The organism is Stenotrophomonas sp. YJH_SMC_133, from assembly GCF_059370655.1.
Genome location: NZ_JCAFTW010000004.1, coordinates 60371 through 75873, shown reverse-complemented (window position 1 = coordinate 75873; position 15503 = coordinate 60371). Strand labels below are relative to the sequence as shown.

Below are 15503 nucleotides of genomic sequence, written 5' to 3'. Positions count from 1 at the left end.
AACCCATGCCGCTTTAGCTCAGTTGGTAGAGCAACTGTCTTGTAAACAGTAGGTCATCCGTTCGATTCGGATAAGCGGCACCATCCCCATGATTCAGCGCCTCTTTGCGCTGCTCCAGATACCTGCCCGGTGGTTCGAAGGGCGGCAGAGCTGTTTTCTCGACAGTCTTACCTTGAGAACGATAGCCCGTCCTGCGCATGAACCTGCTGCGCCGGCTGCTGTTCAAGATCTGCGGCCAACGCTTCAGCGCGATGAAGGGACTCTGCTTCAGGCGCACGAAGCGCGTCCATCGTACTCATGGTTCCACGACGTTGGGCAGGATCGTCCATCGCTCCCTCGACGATGAATACCTTCTCGCCACGTGCAAGGGACTCTGTCGGGTTGTTCAATACAACGTGGTCAACTCTTGAAAGCCCTTGCTCCTTCGCGAGCACCAACAGACTCGCGGACATGCGCTGGCTCGACTCATCCCACTGCTTCCCGCTCTCGGCGTCCAGGCGTTCCACACCCGCTCTGATCTGCATGTAGAGAGAGCGGTCAGCGTTGCCGAGTTCGGCCACTGAGAAAGTAGCTCGTTGCAGCGAGAGCGAGTCGTCGGTGGTCGAGCTGAGGCTGGCCGCAACCGCCGTACGCTCGGCGTCAAATTCTGGATCTGGCCTACGCCGCCGTTGCGTGGGTGCTATTTCCCGGTCGTAGAAGTCGCCGTAGTAAAGCTCGTATGTCGCATGAGGTCCAACGGACGGAGCCTCCGTCTTAAACACCTCAGCGATCTGACCCAGTGCTTGGCTACGGTTGATTCGTCCCGCCTGGAGTTCTGCCGCAATGGTTCCATATTGTTGTGGCCGGCTACCCGTGCCGGAAACGCCAATATCTGGGCCACCACCCGCAACGATTTCACGCTGGACCTGGACATTGCTGAGAGTCGCGGCGGCTTCTCCTCGCAACTCGCTGTCTACATAGGCTTGCTTAGAAGCTCGGTTTGAGGGTTCGGTGAAGAGATGGTGCCCAACTTCGTGAGAAAGAGAACGTGCGAGTCTGGTGCCTTGCCCGATTGCATTCTCGTCTATGACGATCTTCACGCCGGGAACAAGGTAGGTGCCTTCACCGGCTGTGCCCCATTGAACAACGATACCTTCGCGTCTCGCCTGGGCGAGACCCGCCTGAAGTGTTGGGGATTTTGCCAGAAGCGGGGCCAAGGAAGGATCATCCAACGGCGATGCAGGACGCCGCGCGGCTCCTGGGCGGCCTCCCTCCTGCGGCTGTGGCAGTCCAGCGTCTTCAGTACGCTCCATGCGGCGGCTCCTTCGCAATTACAGGGATCAGTGCTGACGGATCGATATGTAGGTCAGCGTCACGCTGTCGGCGGCGAGCCCAAGCACGACCTGTGCATCGTTCACCTGCGCGGTCCAGTAAGGCCGGGAGCCCGGCGCATCGGGTCGAGGTGGATGTTTGGTGGAGTTCTCCCAGATCATTTCCTCGAGCGCAATGCTCGGTGGCGCGATATCAAAAATCAGGTTCGCGAGGGCGGGGTTGTCAGCGGCACTTCTCAGCCTGATGTTCCGCACCTCAAGGTCGCCCAGCATTCCGCGTTCTGCGATCCGCTCGTCCATGAGATCCTGACGCGCCGGCTCTCCCAGACGGGTGTGGAGAAGTTCACTCAATGCATCGACATCATCAAAGCGAACTGTAGACAATCGCTCGATGCTGTTCTTGAATCGCTCCATACCAATTTCACTCCCTGATTCGACGGCCTGTCTTTGATTCAGATGATCTGATGGGCGTGGCGGCGCGGCGGTTGAACATGCTGCCAGTACAAGCGCCGGAATAGCGATCGCGAGGCGACGACGCGCTGCGATCCAGAGGCGCCGCCGAAGTCCACGTTCTGATGAAGTAGCGCATTTCTCGACCCATGCATTCATGAAAGCATCTCGCGCGCCAATGTCACACTCTTGAATCTAGCACAGCATTTTGTGAGTGCGGATCGGGTCCGCGTGAACAATGAGCTACTGAAAACGCACCCGATTCCACTTTCCAATTTGAGAAGAGGGGGCGTCGGCAGCGAGGGAGGGAGTGCCAGACGGGAGGCCGAGCACAGCTCCAAGCGTGCATTCCCGATAGTTGAAAGACTGTAGCCAGTAGGCTACAGTTCTCCATGAAGATCCAGCGTACCCGTCAGTTCGCGACATGGATTGACGCTCTCAAGGACGTAACCGCACGCGCTCGCATCCTGGCCCGTATCGGTCGGCTCGCTGAAGGCCATCCGGGTGATCACCGCTATCTGGGGGACGGTATTTCCGAACTGCGTATCGATGCAGGGCCGGGCTACCGCCTGTACTACACCCAGCGCGGCAGGCAGTTGCTGATTCTTTTGGTCGGAGGTGACAAAAGCTCACAGCAACGCGATATCGAAAAGGCCAGGGAGATTGCACGTGCCCTGTGAGCGTCGAACCGGCTGTAGTCGAAACGAATCAATACCGAAGTACTGGAGCTGTTCCATCATGGCCACTAAGAAAAAAGTCGAACTCAAATCATTTGATGTGGCCGAACACCTTCGGACACCCGAAGAAATGGCAGCCTATCTCGACGCCTGCATCGAGGAAAGCGACGGCGATTCCGCGTTCATCGCCAAGGCGCTCGGCGACATCGCGCGCGCTCAGGGTATGAGCAAGGTTGCGCGCGCGGCGGGCCTGTCGCGCGAGAGTCTTTACCGCGCACTGTCCGGCGAACGCAGCCCCGATTTCGCCACCATCCTGAAGGTGACCCGTGCCTTGGGTGTGCGCCTGCATGCCAGTGCCGTGTGAGGCATCAAGGCACTGCGCTCCACTTCCGCCGCCTCAAGAAGTCCGGTGCGATCAGTCTCAATCAAACCGAATGATGCGGATCAACCCTCTTGTCGACGATCCGTCTCCGAAGGCGGCCACCGTGCCACAGGGGAATACCTCTTTCGCACCGTCATGGTTGACGAATGAGATCGTGCAGTGCGCCCGCGTCCCAGGCGTGATGCGGGTGACGACGCGGTCATTCAGCACGAAGCTGTACCACATGACTCCAGGGCTTATGGAAAGCGCCCTGGGACGCGCGGTGGAGGCGATCATCTCGGCAACAGTGCCACCGCGCGAATCCACTTCGTCCAGCCGCAGCTCAACAAGGAAAGGTTTCAGGTCTGGGTAGGGTGTGCTCATTCCAGCAGCGGGTCTGCCTGAATCGTTAGCTGGGTTGCGGCGTGTTGAACCTATGCGTTGGGGATCTCAACGTTCCGCATTATTGAGTCCCACCCATCTGCAACGCCACATACTCCGCCAGCCCCCGGCAGGCCAGCATCAGCCCTTCGCGCGTGCCGTCGCCGATGTCGTCTTTCTCTTCCCCATCCACGCGCACGCGCTCGGCGGCGTGATACAGCTCCAACAGCGACACCAAACCCACCGCGGCGCGATCCCGGCGTGCGGCGGCCACGGCCTGGCCGGGTGTGGTGGAGGGCCCCGGCCACGGCTGTCCATCGGCGGCGTCACCGGCCTGGATGCGCTGCAGGCAGCCGGGCAGGTTGATCGGCGCGGGCGCCTCGTTGGCGGCGGCGAAAGCGGCTTCCAACGGCTGCGCCAGTTCGGGTGGCAGGCGCAGCGCAGCCTCGCCCAGGGTGGCGGTCAGGTACGGGTGATGGGTCTTGGGCATGCGGGCGTCCTCGTCGGCAACAGAGGTGCCACCCGAAGAGGGTGGCGGGCGATGCGTGGCTTCCAAGACCGGAAATCGATGAGCCGGTGGGCACAGGGCCCCCACGCACCGCCCGCCGTCGATCGGCGAACGGATTGCCAGCCGGCGCCGCTCTTGGGAAGACGGCGCCGGCTGGCAAGCGTATACAGCTTCGATTAAACGGGCTTGGAAGTCCCGGCCACCTTTGCAGGTGGCGATTCATCATGCGCACGTGAAATCACCGCCTGCCAGTCGTTTGTTTCGATGGCATCGGGTGATCTGAAAGGAAAAATGAATTATCGCGTTTGGCCCGTTTCGAGCATCGCAATGCCAGAAGCGACATATCGCGCAGCGCCGTCATCATCGGTCATCCGGGCTGCGCCACTGTTGCCGCACGGCTTACAGTAGCGTGCGACGTAAAGCCGGCTTAACAGCCTCGGCAAGGCACCAAGGCAACGATACCAGACCCAAAAGTGCCAACGCGCGCCCCGATCTTGATATTCCTCACGGACCGCCCGCAGCGCCCACCGCATACTGCCGCTACACGCCCACCTGGGCCTCTTCGGGATCCGCACATGCGTCGCCACGCCCTGCCGCTCACCGTCGCATTGTTGTCCGCCGCATTCGCAGCCCCGGCCATGGCCGCCGTGCCGTTCTTCAACGCCAGCTGCCCGGGCGGCATCGATGTTCACGCCGACGATGGCGGACCCGTCTACGTGCAGGGCCGCGAGGCCACACTGAAACGTTTCAACGACCGCTATTTCGAAGCACGCGATGCCAACAGCGGCATCACCCTGTCGATCAGCCGCAACGATGACGGCGCGCCGCAGGTCAGCTACACCGGCCGTGGCGGCGCCAATGGCATCTGCCAGGTCAGCGCCAGCGGCACGTCCGCGCTCACCGCAAACAGTGCACGCCCTCGCGACGCTGCCGCCGGAGATGCCGCACTACCGCGCGAAGTCACCTGCGAATCCACCGACCAGCAGCAGGTCTCGTGCGATCTGAACACCCGTGGCAACGTGGAAATCGTGCGCCAGCTCAGCCGTACCCGTTGCGAGGAAGGCAAGAACTGGGGCCTGTCGCGGCATTCGGTGTGGGTCAATGGCGGGTGCCGGGCGGTGTTCCGCAATACCTCGCGAATGTCGTATTCAGCCCCAACTGGTGACAGCGCGCTGGGCGCCTGCAACCTGCGCAAGGGCGCGCAGGGCGCGGTGGTGACCCAGGTGCCGGTGGGCAGCGACTACCAGGAGCTGATCATTGATTACCCCGATGGCCGCTACCTGTGCATGATGCGCAACAACGGCGAAGTGCAGAGCGTGACCCCGCTGCGCCGCCGCGGGGGTTGAGTTCGTCGCGCCCGCCGCCCTATGGTGGCCCCCCCTTATTGACGTCGGGTGGCATCACCATGTCCCATCTTCTGGCCAAGGCTGCTGAAAAGGCGGATCTCGACCGGATCGATGCCTTGCTGGATGCAGGCGCCGATATCGAGTGGCAGCACAAGGGCACGGGGCGCACTCCGCTGCTCTCGGCCGTCATTGCCGGAAAATGCGATGCCGCAGCGCGATTGCTGGATCGCGGTGCCAACATCGAGCATGCCTGCAGGGCACTGGGCTACACCGCGCTGGGTTGGGCCGCCGCGCATGGCGATACTGACATCGGCGACCTGCTGATCGCACGCGGCGCCATGCTCGACCCTGCTTCGCCGGAACAACGGCGTACGCCGCTGATGCTGGCATGCGCCCGTGGGCACCTGGCGATGGTCGAACGCTTGCTGGACAGCGGCGCGTCCGTGGCACCGCTGGATTTCGAAGGGTGCAACGCGTTGGCGATGGCCGATGAACGCGGTTACGCGGAGGTGGTGGCGCTGTTGCACGCCGCCGGTGCGACGCCGCCGCCTGCGTTGATGGAAGCACCGCCGCTGGAGTGGCCCCAGCCCGACGCCGGAGGTGAGCCCGCGTCGGTGGTGCGTGGATACTTGTTGGCATATCACGAGTGGGAAACGCGTGGCTACAAGGATTCCCGTGCCGGTGGCGGACTTCTGCTCAGCTCGGGCTTCCAACAGGAGAAAGCGGACATCCTGGCGGCCTGGTGTACCGACCGCAAACGGGTCTATTCGACCGGCGTTTCGGTCGGGAACCCCCCGCGGTACGTACCGGAGGATCTCTTGGTGTCAGTTGCGATGCCGACGGTCTCGAGGGCCGAGGTGCTGGTACGCGACGACCCTCAGAAGGCGCGTTCCCTTCGTTACGAACATCTGTTCGTACTCAAGCGTGTGGGTGGGCGGTGGCGGATCGACCTGCGGAAGAAGCGTGTGTTCCACATCGAGACCTGGGCGGCAGCCATCCTCTAGTGTGAAAGGAGCCTGGACACGAACCCCGCCCTGCTGCACCGCCGCGAGTGGTGTCACATCCCTCTGGCTAGACTGTGCTTCTTTTTCGTTCGCAGGAGGCACCCATGGCCCATCCCATTTCCGTATCCCTCATCGGCGTGCCCACCGACGTGGGCGCGGGCCATCGTGGTGCACGGCTTGGTCCGGAAGCCCTGCGCGTGGCCGGCCTGCCCGAGGCGCTGGAAGCGCGCGGCGTGGACGTGCGCGACCTGGGAAACCTGGATGGCCCGCGCAACCCGTGGACCGCGCCGGTGGAAGGCTACCGCCACCTGGATGAAGTGGTGGCGTGGAACCACGCACTGATGGAAGCCAGCTATGCCGAGCTGCAGGCCGGTCGCATGCCGATCATGCTCGGCGGCGACCACTGCCTGGGCATCGGTTCGATCACTGCCGTGGCACGCTGGTGCCGCGAGCAGGGCAAGACCCTGCGCGTGCTGTGGCTGGATGCGCATTCGGACTTCAACACCAGCGATGTCACTCCATCGGGCAACATCCACGGCATGCCGGTGGCCTGCCTGTGCGGCCTCGGCCCGAAGGCGCTGACCCACCTCGGCGGCAGCGCACCGGCGATCACCCCCATCCAGGTGCACCAGATCGGCATCCGTTCGGTGGACCCGGAAGAGAAGCGCCTGATCAAGACCCACAAGGTGGATGTCTACGACATGCGCTACATCGACGAGAACGGCATGAAGCGCGCGGTCGAGGCAGCACTGGCGGGCATCGACGAGAACACCCACCTGCATGTCAGCTTCGATGTGGATTTCCTCGACCCGAGCATCGCACCGGGCGTTGGCACCACCGTGCCGGGCGGGGTGAACTACCGCGAGGCGCAGCTGGTGATGGAGATGATTGCCGACACCGGGCGCATGGGTTCGCTGGACATCGTCGAGCTCAACCCCTTGCTGGACAAGCAGAATGCCACCGCCGAACTGGCCGTGGACCTGGTCGAAAGCCTGTTCGGCAAGTCCACCCTGATGCGCGACTGAGCTCTCCGCCTGAACGGATCGATGATCCGTTCACACGCGCTCCACGCCCCTGCCGCCAGATTGCACATCACGCGGCGGCAGTGGCATTGGCTCCTTCCGCCGAGCGACCGAACCCCATCCGCGAATGAAGCGGTATAGCGGCGAACCCAAGGAGAAGCCCATGAAGCGCGTAGTTGCCCTGATGCTGTTGTCGATGTTCTCGGTGGCCCTGCTGGCCGGTTGCAACACCGTTGCCGGTGCCGGCAAGGACGTGCAGAAGGCTGGCGAAAAGGTTGAGGATGCCGCCAAGGGCCGTTGAGCCTGAAGTGGAACGGAAAGCAAAAAGGCCGGGGGGACCTCCCCGGCCTTTTTTCTTGCGCGTTTTTCTGCAGCGTACGTGTCGAAGCGTAGTGAACCATTCAAGCAGGTGAGCAGTGCTTTCATGGTCGGTTGACCGGCGCTCAACAGCCGCTGCGCGAAGCTGTAGCCACGGTAAGAACGCCGTTGCAACCAAGGACTCCCAGCAATGAACAAAGACATCATTTCCGGCAAGTGGTCGCAGCTGAAGGGCAAGGCCCAGGCCAAGTGGGGCGATCTGACCAACGACGACTTCGATGTGGCTGAAGGCAATGCCGAGTATCTGGCCGGCCGCCTGCAGGAACGTTATGGCTGGGCCAAGGATCGTGCTGAGAAGGAAGTCCGTGAGTTCCAGGATGCCGTGAGCAAGGACTACCCGGACTACAAGTAAGCGCTACGGTTTTCCCCCACAGCACAACGCCCGCACCGAGAGGTTGCGGGCGTTGTGCTGTCTGGGCGGCCGATCAACGCGCCGGCGGGTCCGGCACATAGCGGTTGGGGAACGCCTGCGGTTCGCGCGGCAGGCGCGACGGCGGTGTATCGACCAGGATGCCGCGCGCGCGCAGATTGCGGGCGCTGTCGTAGCGCAGCTGCAGAACCTGCGCCGGGCTGCGGCTGGCGCGTTCGAAGTCGGTATCGCGTACCGACGACTGCTCGCGTGCGCCGTGGCCGGTGCCCAGCGCAGGGGCCTGTGACTTGCTGGCATAGCCCTCGATGCGGCTGTTGCTGGCGCTGGCATCGGCCGCCGCTTCGGCCGTCGGGGCCGGTGCCGGCAGCGGCAGGCTGCGGCGCAGGATCGGATCCGGACGCCAGCGGCGCGCTTCCTCGAACACCGCCACGCCGACCACGCCGATGTTGTCCGGGCGACCGGTGCGGCTGGCATAGCTGCCGCTGGGGCTGCTGAACACGAACTGCGCCACTTCATCCTGGCTCTTGCGCCAGCCGGTGATGTCGGCGCGCTGGCCGGGGTTGAGCACGTAGCCGGTCTGCGACGGATCGGCATCCTCGCCGGAGATGGCGTTGACGCCGTCTACCGACAGCACCACCAGCACCCGGCGCGGGCTGTCGTTGTACAGGCGCACGGCGTAGCGGTGGCCGCGCTCGCCGGCCACCCAGCGCTGGCCCTCGGCGGGGTAGCTGCGCAATTCGGTGCCGCGGTCGCGGTCGACCAGAGACATGCGCACGGGGCCGCCCTCGTAGGCCGGCGGCGGCATCGGGGCGGGGCGGAAGCCGGCCAGGGGCAGGATCAACAGCAGGGGCAGCAGGCGTTTCATCGGGCGTCTCCAGCGGGGTTGCGTGAATGAACGCGCCGCAGGCCCTGACGGGGTTGGTGGCGTGCAAGGTAAACTGGCCCCGTTCATCGAAGGTTACCCCACGCAGTCATGACCACCCGAGTCCTTACCGGCATCACCCCCTCCGGCACGCCCCACCTGGGCAACTACGTTGGCGCCATCCGTCCGGCCATCGCGGCCAGCCGCGCCCCGGGGATCGAGAGCTTCTTCTTTCTGGCCGACCTGCACAGCCTGATCAAGTCCCAGGACCCGCAGCGCACCCAGCGCGCGACCCTGGAGATCGCGGCCAGCTGGCTGGCCTGTGGCCTGGACCCGGAACACGTGTGGTTCTACCGCCAGAGCGACATCCGCGAGACCACCGAGCTGATGTGGTTCCTGACCGCGATCGCCAGCAAGGGCATCCTCAACCGCGCGCACGCCTACAAGGCGGCGGTGGACAAGAACCGCGAGGAAGGCGTGGACGAGGACGCAGGCGTCAGCGCCGGCCTGTTCATGTACCCGGTGCTGATGGCCGCCGACATTCTGATCTTCAAGGCCAACCAGGTACCGGTGGGCCGTGACCAGATCCAGCACATCGAGATGGCGCGCGACTTCGCCCAGCGCTTCAACCACGTGTATGGCAAGGAGTACTTCCCGCTGCCGGACGTGGTGATCGACGAGCAGGTGGCGACGCTGGCGGGCCTGGATGGCCGCAAGATGAGCAAGAGCTACCACAACACCATTCCGCTGTTCGTGCCGCGCGAGGAGCTGAAGAAGCTGGTGTTCTCGATCCTGACCGACTCGCGCGCACCTGGCGAGCCGAAGGACACCGAGGGCTCTGCGCTGTTCCAGATGTACCAGGCCTTCGCCACCCCGGAACAGACCGCCGAATTCGCCAGGGCGTTCGCCGCCGGCATCAGCTGGGGTGACGCCAAGCAGCAGCTGTTCGAGCGCATCGACAGCGAGCTGTCGCCGTTGCGCGAACGCTACAACGCGCTGATGGCCGAGCCGGAGAAGATCGAGGCGCTGCTCAAGCGCCGTGGCCAGCAGCTGCGCGAGCAGCTGGCGGCACCGCTGCTGGACGAGCTGCGCCATGCGGTGGGCCTGCGTGACCTGTCCACCGCAGGCGATATCGCCAGCGAGGACGCCGGCGTGGCCCGCGTGGCACCGCCACTGTTCAAGCAGTACCGCGAGAAGGACGGCCGCTTCTACTTCAAGCTGACCGCCGGTGACGGCACGCTGCTGATCCAGAGCGAAGGCTTCGATTCGCCGCGCGACGCGGGGCAGTTGATTGCCGTGATCAAGCAGGCGGAGCAGGGTGACCAGCTGCAGAGCGAACTGTTCAAGCTGGAAGCCGAAGTGGACGCCGTGCTGGCGGCCCTGGCCATGCTGCGCGAAGCGTAAGGGTAGGGCCGGGCGCTGGCCGGCAACTGCATAGGAAATGCCGGCCAGCGGCCGGCACTACCACGGCAACTGCATAGGAAAACGCCGGCCAGCGGCCGGCACTACCACGGCACTGCATAGGAAATGCCGGCCAGCGGCCGGCCCTACCCGCGAACGAAGGTCATGGCATGATGTCCGCGCGCCTCAGGCGCGATGACATGGAGTCTGCGATGGCCTGGTTGTCGCTGCTGCTGTTCCTGCCCTGGTTCCTGCTGCTGGGCAGCCTGTACTGGCTGTTCCCGCGCCAGCCGCGCACCCCGCGGCGGCGCCTGTTCGATGGCACCACCCTGCTGCTGGCCTTCGCCCTGAGCGTCGCCTCGATGCTGTGGGGGTATCGACTTGGCATGGCACAGCCCGGCGCCGGCCCGATCTGGCCGCAGGTACTGGCGGTGCTGTACGCCTACGGCGCATTCCTGGCGGTGCTGGTGCTGGCCCTACTGCTGCGGCCGCGGTTCGCATTGCGCTGAACCTGGCCCTTGCGCACCCGATGGACCTGCGGTTGGTTGGCCTGCGCTTGCCCTTGCCTGCGCTTGCCTTTGGTAGAGTCGACTGTGAGTCGACTGCTCTTCTGGAAGCCCGCGCTGCGCGCGACAGTCGACTGACAGTCGACTCTACCCGGCCACAACCCGGCACCACCCGACCAAAGCCGCATCGAACCCGGACCGCCCGCGCGCCTACCATGGGCGTCTGTTCCCGATCCTGCCAGGTGCGTGCCGATGATCGCCGACCCCAGCATCCACACCATCGATACCGGCTTCCAGCGTCCCGACTTCGACGCGGCCTATCTGATCGTTGAAAACGACCGCGCCGCGTTCGTCGACTGTGGCACCGGCCTGTCGGTGCCGGCGATGCTGCAGGCGCTGGCCAACGCGGGTCTGGCCGTTGACGCGGTGGACTGGCTGCTGCTCACGCACGTGCACCTGGACCACGCCGGCGGCGCCGGCCTGCTGATGCAGCAGCTGCCCAACGCAAAGGCAGTGCTGCACCCGCGCGGTGCGCCGCACATGATCGACCCGACCCGGCTGATTGCCGGTGCCACGGCGGTGTACGGTGCCGAGGAAATCGCGCGCAGCTATGGTCGTATCGAGGCCATTCCCGAACATCGTGTGGTGGTGGCCGAAGACGGCCACCGTATCGACCTGGCCGGCCGCGAGCTGGTGCTGCTGCACACCCCGGGCCACGCACTGCACCATTACTGCGTGTGGGATGCACGCGGCCGCAGCTGGTTCACCGGCGATACCTTCGGCATTTCCTACCGCGAGCTGGACAGCGCGCAGGGGGCCTTCATCTTCCCGACCTCGTCGCCGGTGCAGTTCGACCCGGAAGCGATGAAGGCCTCGATCCAGCGCATGCTGGGCTATGGTCCGCAGGCGATGTACCTGACCCACTACGGCCGCGTGGAGCAGGTGCAGAAACTGGCCAACGACCTGTTCGAACAGATCGATGCGATGGCCACCATCGGCCGCCAGTGCGATGGCCGGCCGGACCGCCACCGCTGCCTGCTGGCCGCGCTGCAGGCGCTGTACCTGGAACGTGCACAGCTGCATGGCTGTGCGCTGGACGATGCGGCGGTGATCGCTGTTCTGGCGATGGACATCGAACTCAACGCGCAGGGCCTGGCGTGCTGGCTGGACCGCATCAGCAGGTAGACCCACGCCATGCGTGGATGACGTGGGCCCAGGCTGCGCCGTGATGTCACGACCACGTTACACTCTGGTGACTTCCAAGCTAGCCGTGGTACTGCCGTGAATCCGATGCGCGTGTTGCTGCTGTCGTCCTGCCTGTTTGTCGGTGGCCTGGCCCATGCAGCCAACGACCTCCCGGGTGGCGGCATCGATCCGCAGGCTCTGTCGCGGCACGTGCGTGTGCTGGCATCGGATGAATTCGAGGGTCGCGCGCCGGCCACCGAGGGCGAAGAGCGCACGGTGCAGTACCTGATCGAGCAGTTCCGCAGCTACGGCCTGCAACCGGGTGGCGTGGATGGCAGCTGGGTGCAGCCGGTGCCGCTGGTGCGCGCGCAGTTGGACGGGCCGGCCAAGGCCAGCCTGTCGCTGAAGCAGGGCAAGCGCGCGCTGGCCAACGGCGTGGACGTGACCCTGCAGAGCCTGCAGCCGCGCAAGCGCGTGCAGATCAAGGACGCGCCACTGGTGTTCGTCGGCTATGGCATCGACGCACCGGAACGCCACTGGAACGACTACAAGGACGTGGACCTGCACGGCAAGATCGCCGTGGTGCTGATCAACGACGCCGATTTCGAGGCCGATGCACCGGGCGCGTTCGATGGCAAGGCGGTGACCTACTACGGCCGCTGGACCTACAAGTTCGAGGAAGCCGCGCGCCGTGGTGCCGAGGGTGTGCTGATCGTGCACGAGACCGCGCCGTCCGCCTATGGCTGGGCCACTGTGAAGAGCTCGGGCACCTCGCCGCTGTTCGACATCGAACGCGGCCAGGCCGAGGCGATGGCGCAGCACACGCCGCTGCGTGGCTGGATGCAGCGCGAACTTGCCGAGGCGATCTTCGCTGACGCCGGCTTGGACTTCGATGCCGAGAAGCGCAAGGCGATGCGTGCGGACTTCCGCCCGGTGGCACTGGACAACGCGAAGCTGAGCGTGGATTTCGCACTCAAGCGCGAGCAGGTGGTGACCCGCAACGTGGTGGCCAAGCTGCCCGGTGGTGAACACGCCGACGAGGCCGTGATCTTCTCCGCGCACTGGGATGCCTTCGGTATCGGCGAAGCCGACGCCAAGGGCGACCGCATCCGCCGTGGTGCGATCGACAACGCCACCGGCGTGGCCACGGTGCTGGAACTGGGCCGCGTGTTCGCCGCCGGCCCGCAGCCGCAGCGCACGCTGTACTTCGTGGCCCTCACCGCCGAAGAGAAGGGCCTGCTGGGCGCCAGCTACTACGCCGCGCATCCGCTGGCGCCGCTGGACAAGACCGCTGCAGTGCTGAACATCGAGATGTTCAGCCCGGATGGCCCGACCCGCGACATCGCTTCGTGGGGCAAGGGCCGGGTGTCGCTGGAAGGCGACCTGGAGCGCGTGGCCAAGGCCCGCGGCCGCAGCTACAGCCCGGACCCGAACCTGGAGGCCGGCTTCTTCTATCGCGCCGACCACTTCGCCTTTGCCCGCCTGGGCGTGCCGGCGATCACCATCGGCCCGGGCCTGGACAAGCTGGACGGCGGTGTTGAAGCCGGCCGCGCGCTGCGCGAGAAGTATTTCGCCGACTGCTACCACCAGGCCTGCGATGCCTGGACCCCGAGCTGGGATCCGAGCGGCCACGCGGCTGACACTCTGCTGGTCTACGACCTGGGTGCCGAGCTGGCCAACAGCCGCCGCTGGCCGACGTGGGAGAAGGAATCGGAGTTCCGCGGCGCGCGCGACAAGAGCGAAGCGGCCCGCCGCTGAGGCTCGGGACCGGCGGGGTGTCATGTCATTTCGCCGGGGGTAGAGTCGACTGCCAGTCGACTATCGCGCGCAGCGCGGGTTTTCCGGTGCCGACAGAGAGAGCAGTCGACTAACAGTCGACTCTACCGATTGCGGATTGCTATTGCCGGCCAGCGGCCGGCACTACCGGCGCCGGCGCAGCAGCGTCCACGCGCCCCAGCCGGCGGCAGCGAGCGCTGCCAGATAGCACGCCACCATCGTGCGCAGGCCAACCGGCGACCCTGCATTGATGCCGCGATGCAGGCGCAGTTGCAGCGAGCTGTGGCCGCTGCCCAGGTCCACCGCCAGCTGCAGCGCCAGCGCGGCGCAGAACACCAGAAGGGCGACCCCGAACCCGGTGCGTGGCCACGCGACCTGTGCGCTGGGGCGGCGCAGCAGCCAGGCCAGTGCCGTGGCTGCGGCCAGCGTCGCCGCGATCCACATCAGTGACGTGGCGGGAGACGCAGCGGCCACCGGCAGTGCACCGGTGGCCGCGACCAGGGCAACGCGCTTACTTGCGGGTGCCGTCGAGCCAGTTCGGGCCCTTGTTGGTGAGGAAGAACACATAGACCACCAACGATACCGCGATCGTTGCGGTCACGTAGATGGCGAACCAGTCGACGTGGCCGGTCTTCAGCGCGCCCTGGTACAGCAGCGGGGCGGTGCCGCCGAACAGCGAGTTGGCCAGCGCGTAACCCAGGCCTACGCCCAGCGCACGCACGTGGGTCGGGAACAGCTCGGCCTTCACGACGGCGTTGATGGAGGTGTAGCCGGTGAGGATGACGAAGGCCAGTGCCAGGGTCAGGAAGGCCAGCGTGGCGTCGTGCTGGTGCGGTAGCTGGGTGATCAGGTACCAGCTGTACAGCACACCGCCCACACCGAAGAACACCAGCAGGGTCTTGCGGCCGATGATGTCCGACAGCCAGCCGCCGACCGGCTGCAGCACCATCAGGAACGCCAGCACGCCCAGGTTGATCAGCGTGCCGGTCATCGGGTCGTTGCCCGCGAATGCGCTCTGGATCATCTTCGGGCCGTTCACCGAGTAGGTGTAGAAGGCCACGGTGCCACCGGCGGTGATCAGGAAGCACAGCAGCAGCGGCCGCCACTGGTGCACGAACAGCTCGTACATCGAGCCGGACTTCTGCGCCTTGCCCTCGCGCGCAGCTTCGATCGACGACTCCGACAGCGATTCGTCCATGCCGCGGCGCAGCCAGAACACCACCACCGCGGCGATGCCACCGATGCCGAAGGCGATGCGCCAGCCCCACTCGGAGATCTCCGGCTTGCCCCAGAAGGTCAGCATCAGCAGCAGGGTCAGCTGGGCCAGCACATGGCCGCCGACCAGGGTGACGTAGTGGAAGGAGGACAGGAAGCCGCGACGGCCGGGAATGGCGGCCTCGGACATGTAGGTGGCGCTGGCGCCGTACTCGCCGCCGGTGGCGAAGCCCTGCAGCAGGCGCGCGAACAGCAGGATGACTGCGGCCCAGATGCCGATGCTGGCGGCGGTGGGGGTGATGGCGATCAGGAACGAGCACAGCGCCATCAGCGTGACCGAGACAGTCAGCGCCAACCGACGGCCGTGGCGGTCGGCGAAGCGGCCGAAGAACCAGGCACCGATCGGGCGCATCAGGAACGTGGCGGCGAAGATCGCCCACACGTACATCGTGGAGTTCTTGTCGTCCGGCGAGAAGAACTGCGATTCGAAGTACACGGCGAACACCGAGTACACGTAGACGTCATACCACTCCACCAGGTTGCCGGCGGAGCCTTTGAGGGTATTGGAGATCGACCGGCGCAGCGCGGCGCGGTCGTTCGCGGGTACGGCAGGTTGGGACGTGGTGCTCATCTGGGTGGGAATCCTCGATGCGGCGCGTCCGTGCGCAGGGAAAACGGCGCCCGGCCTTGGGGCGGCGCGGCCGGGCAGCCCTCTTGGTACTGCATCGGCCGTCAACACGGGGTAGCAGAC

The 15503-nt window shown here is 65.3% G+C and carries 18 protein-coding genes and 1 tRNA gene; 12 read left to right on the top strand and 7 right to left on the bottom strand.

Annotated features, from left to right (window positions below):
- Positions 1-7 precede the first annotated feature (7 nt).
- Positions 8-83 (top strand) — tRNA-Thr (locus tag AC5P78_RS06915).
- Between the two features lie 84 nt (positions 84-167).
- Here AC5P78_RS06915 and AC5P78_RS06910 read toward each other — a convergent pair.
- Positions 168-1292 carry an XVIPCD domain-containing protein gene (locus AC5P78_RS06910; protein WP_012478868.1) on the bottom strand — a complete coding sequence of 375 codons (1125 nt, stop codon included), beginning with the start codon at positions 1290-1292 and terminating at the stop codon, positions 168-170.
- Between the two features lie 27 nt (positions 1293-1319).
- Complete coding sequence (locus AC5P78_RS06905) at positions 1320-1919, bottom strand: hypothetical protein (RefSeq protein ID WP_012478869.1); 600 nt, start codon at positions 1917-1919, stop codon at positions 1320-1322.
- A gap of 233 nt (positions 1920-2152) precedes the next feature.
- Here AC5P78_RS06905 and AC5P78_RS06900 point away from each other — a divergent pair, with 233 nt between their 5' ends.
- A complete protein-coding gene (locus AC5P78_RS06900; protein WP_012478870.1) occupies positions 2153-2440 on the top strand; it encodes a type II toxin-antitoxin system RelE/ParE family toxin in 288 nt (95 codons plus the stop codon).
- 58 nt (positions 2441-2498) lie between these two features.
- The gene (locus tag AC5P78_RS06895) at positions 2499-2801 is read left to right on the top strand and encodes an addiction module antidote protein (protein ID WP_012478871.1); all 303 of its coding nucleotides are present in this window, start codon (positions 2499-2501) and stop codon (positions 2799-2801) included.
- Positions 2802-2858: 57 nt separating this feature from the next.
- On the opposite strand, the gene AC5P78_RS06890 is transcribed toward AC5P78_RS06895, so the two are convergent.
- Together AC5P78_RS06890 and AC5P78_RS06885 are read right to left on the bottom strand one after the other, a co-directional pair.
- Positions 2859-3182 carry a hypothetical protein gene (locus tag AC5P78_RS06890; protein WP_012478872.1) on the bottom strand — a complete coding sequence of 108 codons (324 nt, stop codon included), beginning with the start codon at positions 3180-3182 and terminating at the stop codon, positions 2859-2861.
- Positions 3183-3261: 79 nt separating this feature from the next.
- A complete protein-coding gene (locus tag AC5P78_RS06885; RefSeq protein ID WP_044569408.1) occupies positions 3262-3669 on the bottom strand; it encodes a hypothetical protein in 408 nt (135 codons plus the stop codon).
- A 593-nt stretch (positions 3670-4262) separates the two neighbouring features.
- Between AC5P78_RS06885 and AC5P78_RS06880 the strand changes: the two genes are divergently transcribed.
- From AC5P78_RS06880 to AC5P78_RS06860, 5 genes are all read left to right on the top strand, one after another.
- Positions 4263-5033 carry a DUF3011 domain-containing protein gene (locus AC5P78_RS06880; RefSeq protein WP_012478874.1) on the top strand — a complete coding sequence of 257 codons (771 nt, stop codon included), beginning with the start codon at positions 4263-4265 and terminating at the stop codon, positions 5031-5033.
- A gap of 59 nt (positions 5034-5092) precedes the next feature.
- Entirely contained in the window at positions 5093-6037 is a 945-nt protein-coding gene (locus tag AC5P78_RS06875) for an ankyrin repeat domain-containing protein (RefSeq protein WP_012478875.1), read from the top strand.
- Positions 6038-6141: 104 nt separating this feature from the next.
- The gene (gene rocF / locus AC5P78_RS06870) at positions 6142-7062 is read left to right on the top strand and encodes an arginase (RefSeq protein ID WP_005407709.1); all 921 of its coding nucleotides are present in this window, start codon (positions 6142-6144) and stop codon (positions 7060-7062) included.
- Positions 7063-7222: 160 nt separating this feature from the next.
- On the top strand, positions 7223-7360 hold the full coding sequence (locus tag AC5P78_RS06865; protein ID WP_005407710.1) for an entericidin A/B family lipoprotein: 138 nt from the start codon (positions 7223-7225) through the stop codon (positions 7358-7360).
- A gap of 207 nt (positions 7361-7567) precedes the next feature.
- The gene (locus tag AC5P78_RS06860) at positions 7568-7789 is read left to right on the top strand and encodes a CsbD family protein (RefSeq protein ID WP_004153772.1); all 222 of its coding nucleotides are present in this window, start codon (positions 7568-7570) and stop codon (positions 7787-7789) included.
- Positions 7790-7862: 73 nt separating this feature from the next.
- Here AC5P78_RS06860 and AC5P78_RS06855 read toward each other — a convergent pair whose 3' ends face one another.
- The gene (locus AC5P78_RS06855) at positions 7863-8672 is read right to left on the bottom strand and encodes a hypothetical protein (RefSeq protein WP_012478876.1); all 810 of its coding nucleotides are present in this window, start codon (positions 8670-8672) and stop codon (positions 7863-7865) included.
- 108 nt (positions 8673-8780) lie between these two features.
- Here AC5P78_RS06855 and AC5P78_RS06850 point away from each other — a divergent pair, with 108 nt between their 5' ends.
- From AC5P78_RS06850 to AC5P78_RS06835, 4 genes are all read left to right on the top strand, one after another.
- A complete protein-coding gene (locus AC5P78_RS06850) occupies positions 8781-10073 on the top strand; it encodes a tryptophan--tRNA ligase (RefSeq protein WP_012478877.1) in 1293 nt (430 codons plus the stop codon).
- Positions 10074-10282: 209 nt separating this feature from the next.
- A complete protein-coding gene (locus tag AC5P78_RS06845; protein WP_044569410.1) occupies positions 10283-10579 on the top strand; it encodes a hypothetical protein in 297 nt (98 codons plus the stop codon).
- 249 nt (positions 10580-10828) lie between these two features.
- Positions 10829-11761, top strand: a complete 933-nt coding sequence (locus AC5P78_RS06840; RefSeq protein ID WP_012478879.1) for an MBL fold metallo-hydrolase — start codon at positions 10829-10831, stop codon at positions 11759-11761.
- Between the two features lie 105 nt (positions 11762-11866).
- On the top strand, positions 11867-13519 hold the full coding sequence (locus AC5P78_RS06835; RefSeq protein WP_495217185.1) for a M28 family metallopeptidase: 1653 nt from the start codon (positions 11867-11869) through the stop codon (positions 13517-13519).
- 162 nt (positions 13520-13681) lie between these two features.
- On the opposite strand, the gene AC5P78_RS06830 is transcribed toward AC5P78_RS06835, so the two are convergent.
- Positions 13682-13981 (bottom strand): hypothetical protein, encoded by a 300-nt coding sequence (locus AC5P78_RS06830; protein ID WP_212561897.1) that lies wholly within the window; start codon positions 13979-13981, stop codon positions 13682-13684.
- A gap of 67 nt (positions 13982-14048) precedes the next feature.
- On the bottom strand, positions 14049-15383 hold the full coding sequence (locus AC5P78_RS06825; RefSeq protein WP_043035190.1) for an MFS transporter: 1335 nt from the start codon (positions 15381-15383) through the stop codon (positions 14049-14051).
- Positions 15384-15503: the final 120 nt, after the last annotated feature.

What these genes read in the sequence shown, in the direction of transcription:
- AC5P78_RS06910 (WP_012478868.1), bottom strand. Translation starts at nt 1,292, where the DNA reads ATGGAGCGTACTGAAGACGCTGGACTGCCACAGCCGCAGGAGGGAGGC.
- AC5P78_RS06905 (WP_012478869.1), bottom strand. Translation starts at nt 1,919, where the DNA reads ATGAATGCATGGGTCGAGAAATGCGCTACTTCATCAGAACGTGGACTT.
- AC5P78_RS06900 (WP_012478870.1), top strand. Translation starts at nt 2,153, where the DNA reads ATGAAGATCCAGCGTACCCGTCAGTTCGCGACATGGATTGACGCTCTC.
- AC5P78_RS06895 (WP_012478871.1), top strand. Translation starts at nt 2,499, where the DNA reads ATGGCCACTAAGAAAAAAGTCGAACTCAAATCATTTGATGTGGCCGAA.
- AC5P78_RS06890 (WP_012478872.1), bottom strand. Translation starts at nt 3,182, where the DNA reads ATGAGCACACCCTACCCAGACCTGAAACCTTTCCTTGTTGAGCTGCGG.
- AC5P78_RS06885 (WP_044569408.1), bottom strand. Translation starts at nt 3,669, where the DNA reads ATGCCCAAGACCCATCACCCGTACCTGACCGCCACCCTGGGCGAGGCT.
- AC5P78_RS06880 (WP_012478874.1), top strand. Translation starts at nt 4,263, where the DNA reads ATGCGTCGCCACGCCCTGCCGCTCACCGTCGCATTGTTGTCCGCCGCA.
- AC5P78_RS06875 (WP_012478875.1), top strand. Translation starts at nt 5,093, where the DNA reads ATGTCCCATCTTCTGGCCAAGGCTGCTGAAAAGGCGGATCTCGACCGG.
- rocF (WP_005407709.1), top strand. Translation starts at nt 6,142, where the DNA reads ATGGCCCATCCCATTTCCGTATCCCTCATCGGCGTGCCCACCGACGTG.
- AC5P78_RS06865 (WP_005407710.1), top strand. Translation starts at nt 7,223, where the DNA reads ATGAAGCGCGTAGTTGCCCTGATGCTGTTGTCGATGTTCTCGGTGGCC.
- AC5P78_RS06860 (WP_004153772.1), top strand. Translation starts at nt 7,568, where the DNA reads ATGAACAAAGACATCATTTCCGGCAAGTGGTCGCAGCTGAAGGGCAAG.
- AC5P78_RS06855 (WP_012478876.1), bottom strand. Translation starts at nt 8,672, where the DNA reads ATGAAACGCCTGCTGCCCCTGCTGTTGATCCTGCCCCTGGCCGGCTTC.
- AC5P78_RS06850 (WP_012478877.1), top strand. Translation starts at nt 8,781, where the DNA reads ATGACCACCCGAGTCCTTACCGGCATCACCCCCTCCGGCACGCCCCAC.
- AC5P78_RS06845 (WP_044569410.1), top strand. Translation starts at nt 10,283, where the DNA reads ATGGCCTGGTTGTCGCTGCTGCTGTTCCTGCCCTGGTTCCTGCTGCTG.
- AC5P78_RS06840 (WP_012478879.1), top strand. Translation starts at nt 10,829, where the DNA reads ATGATCGCCGACCCCAGCATCCACACCATCGATACCGGCTTCCAGCGT.
- AC5P78_RS06835 (WP_495217185.1), top strand. Translation starts at nt 11,867, where the DNA reads ATGCGCGTGTTGCTGCTGTCGTCCTGCCTGTTTGTCGGTGGCCTGGCC.
- AC5P78_RS06830 (WP_212561897.1), bottom strand. Translation starts at nt 13,981, where the DNA reads ATGTGGATCGCGGCGACGCTGGCCGCAGCCACGGCACTGGCCTGGCTG.
- AC5P78_RS06825 (WP_043035190.1), bottom strand. Translation starts at nt 15,383, where the DNA reads ATGAGCACCACGTCCCAACCTGCCGTACCCGCGAACGACCGCGCCGCG.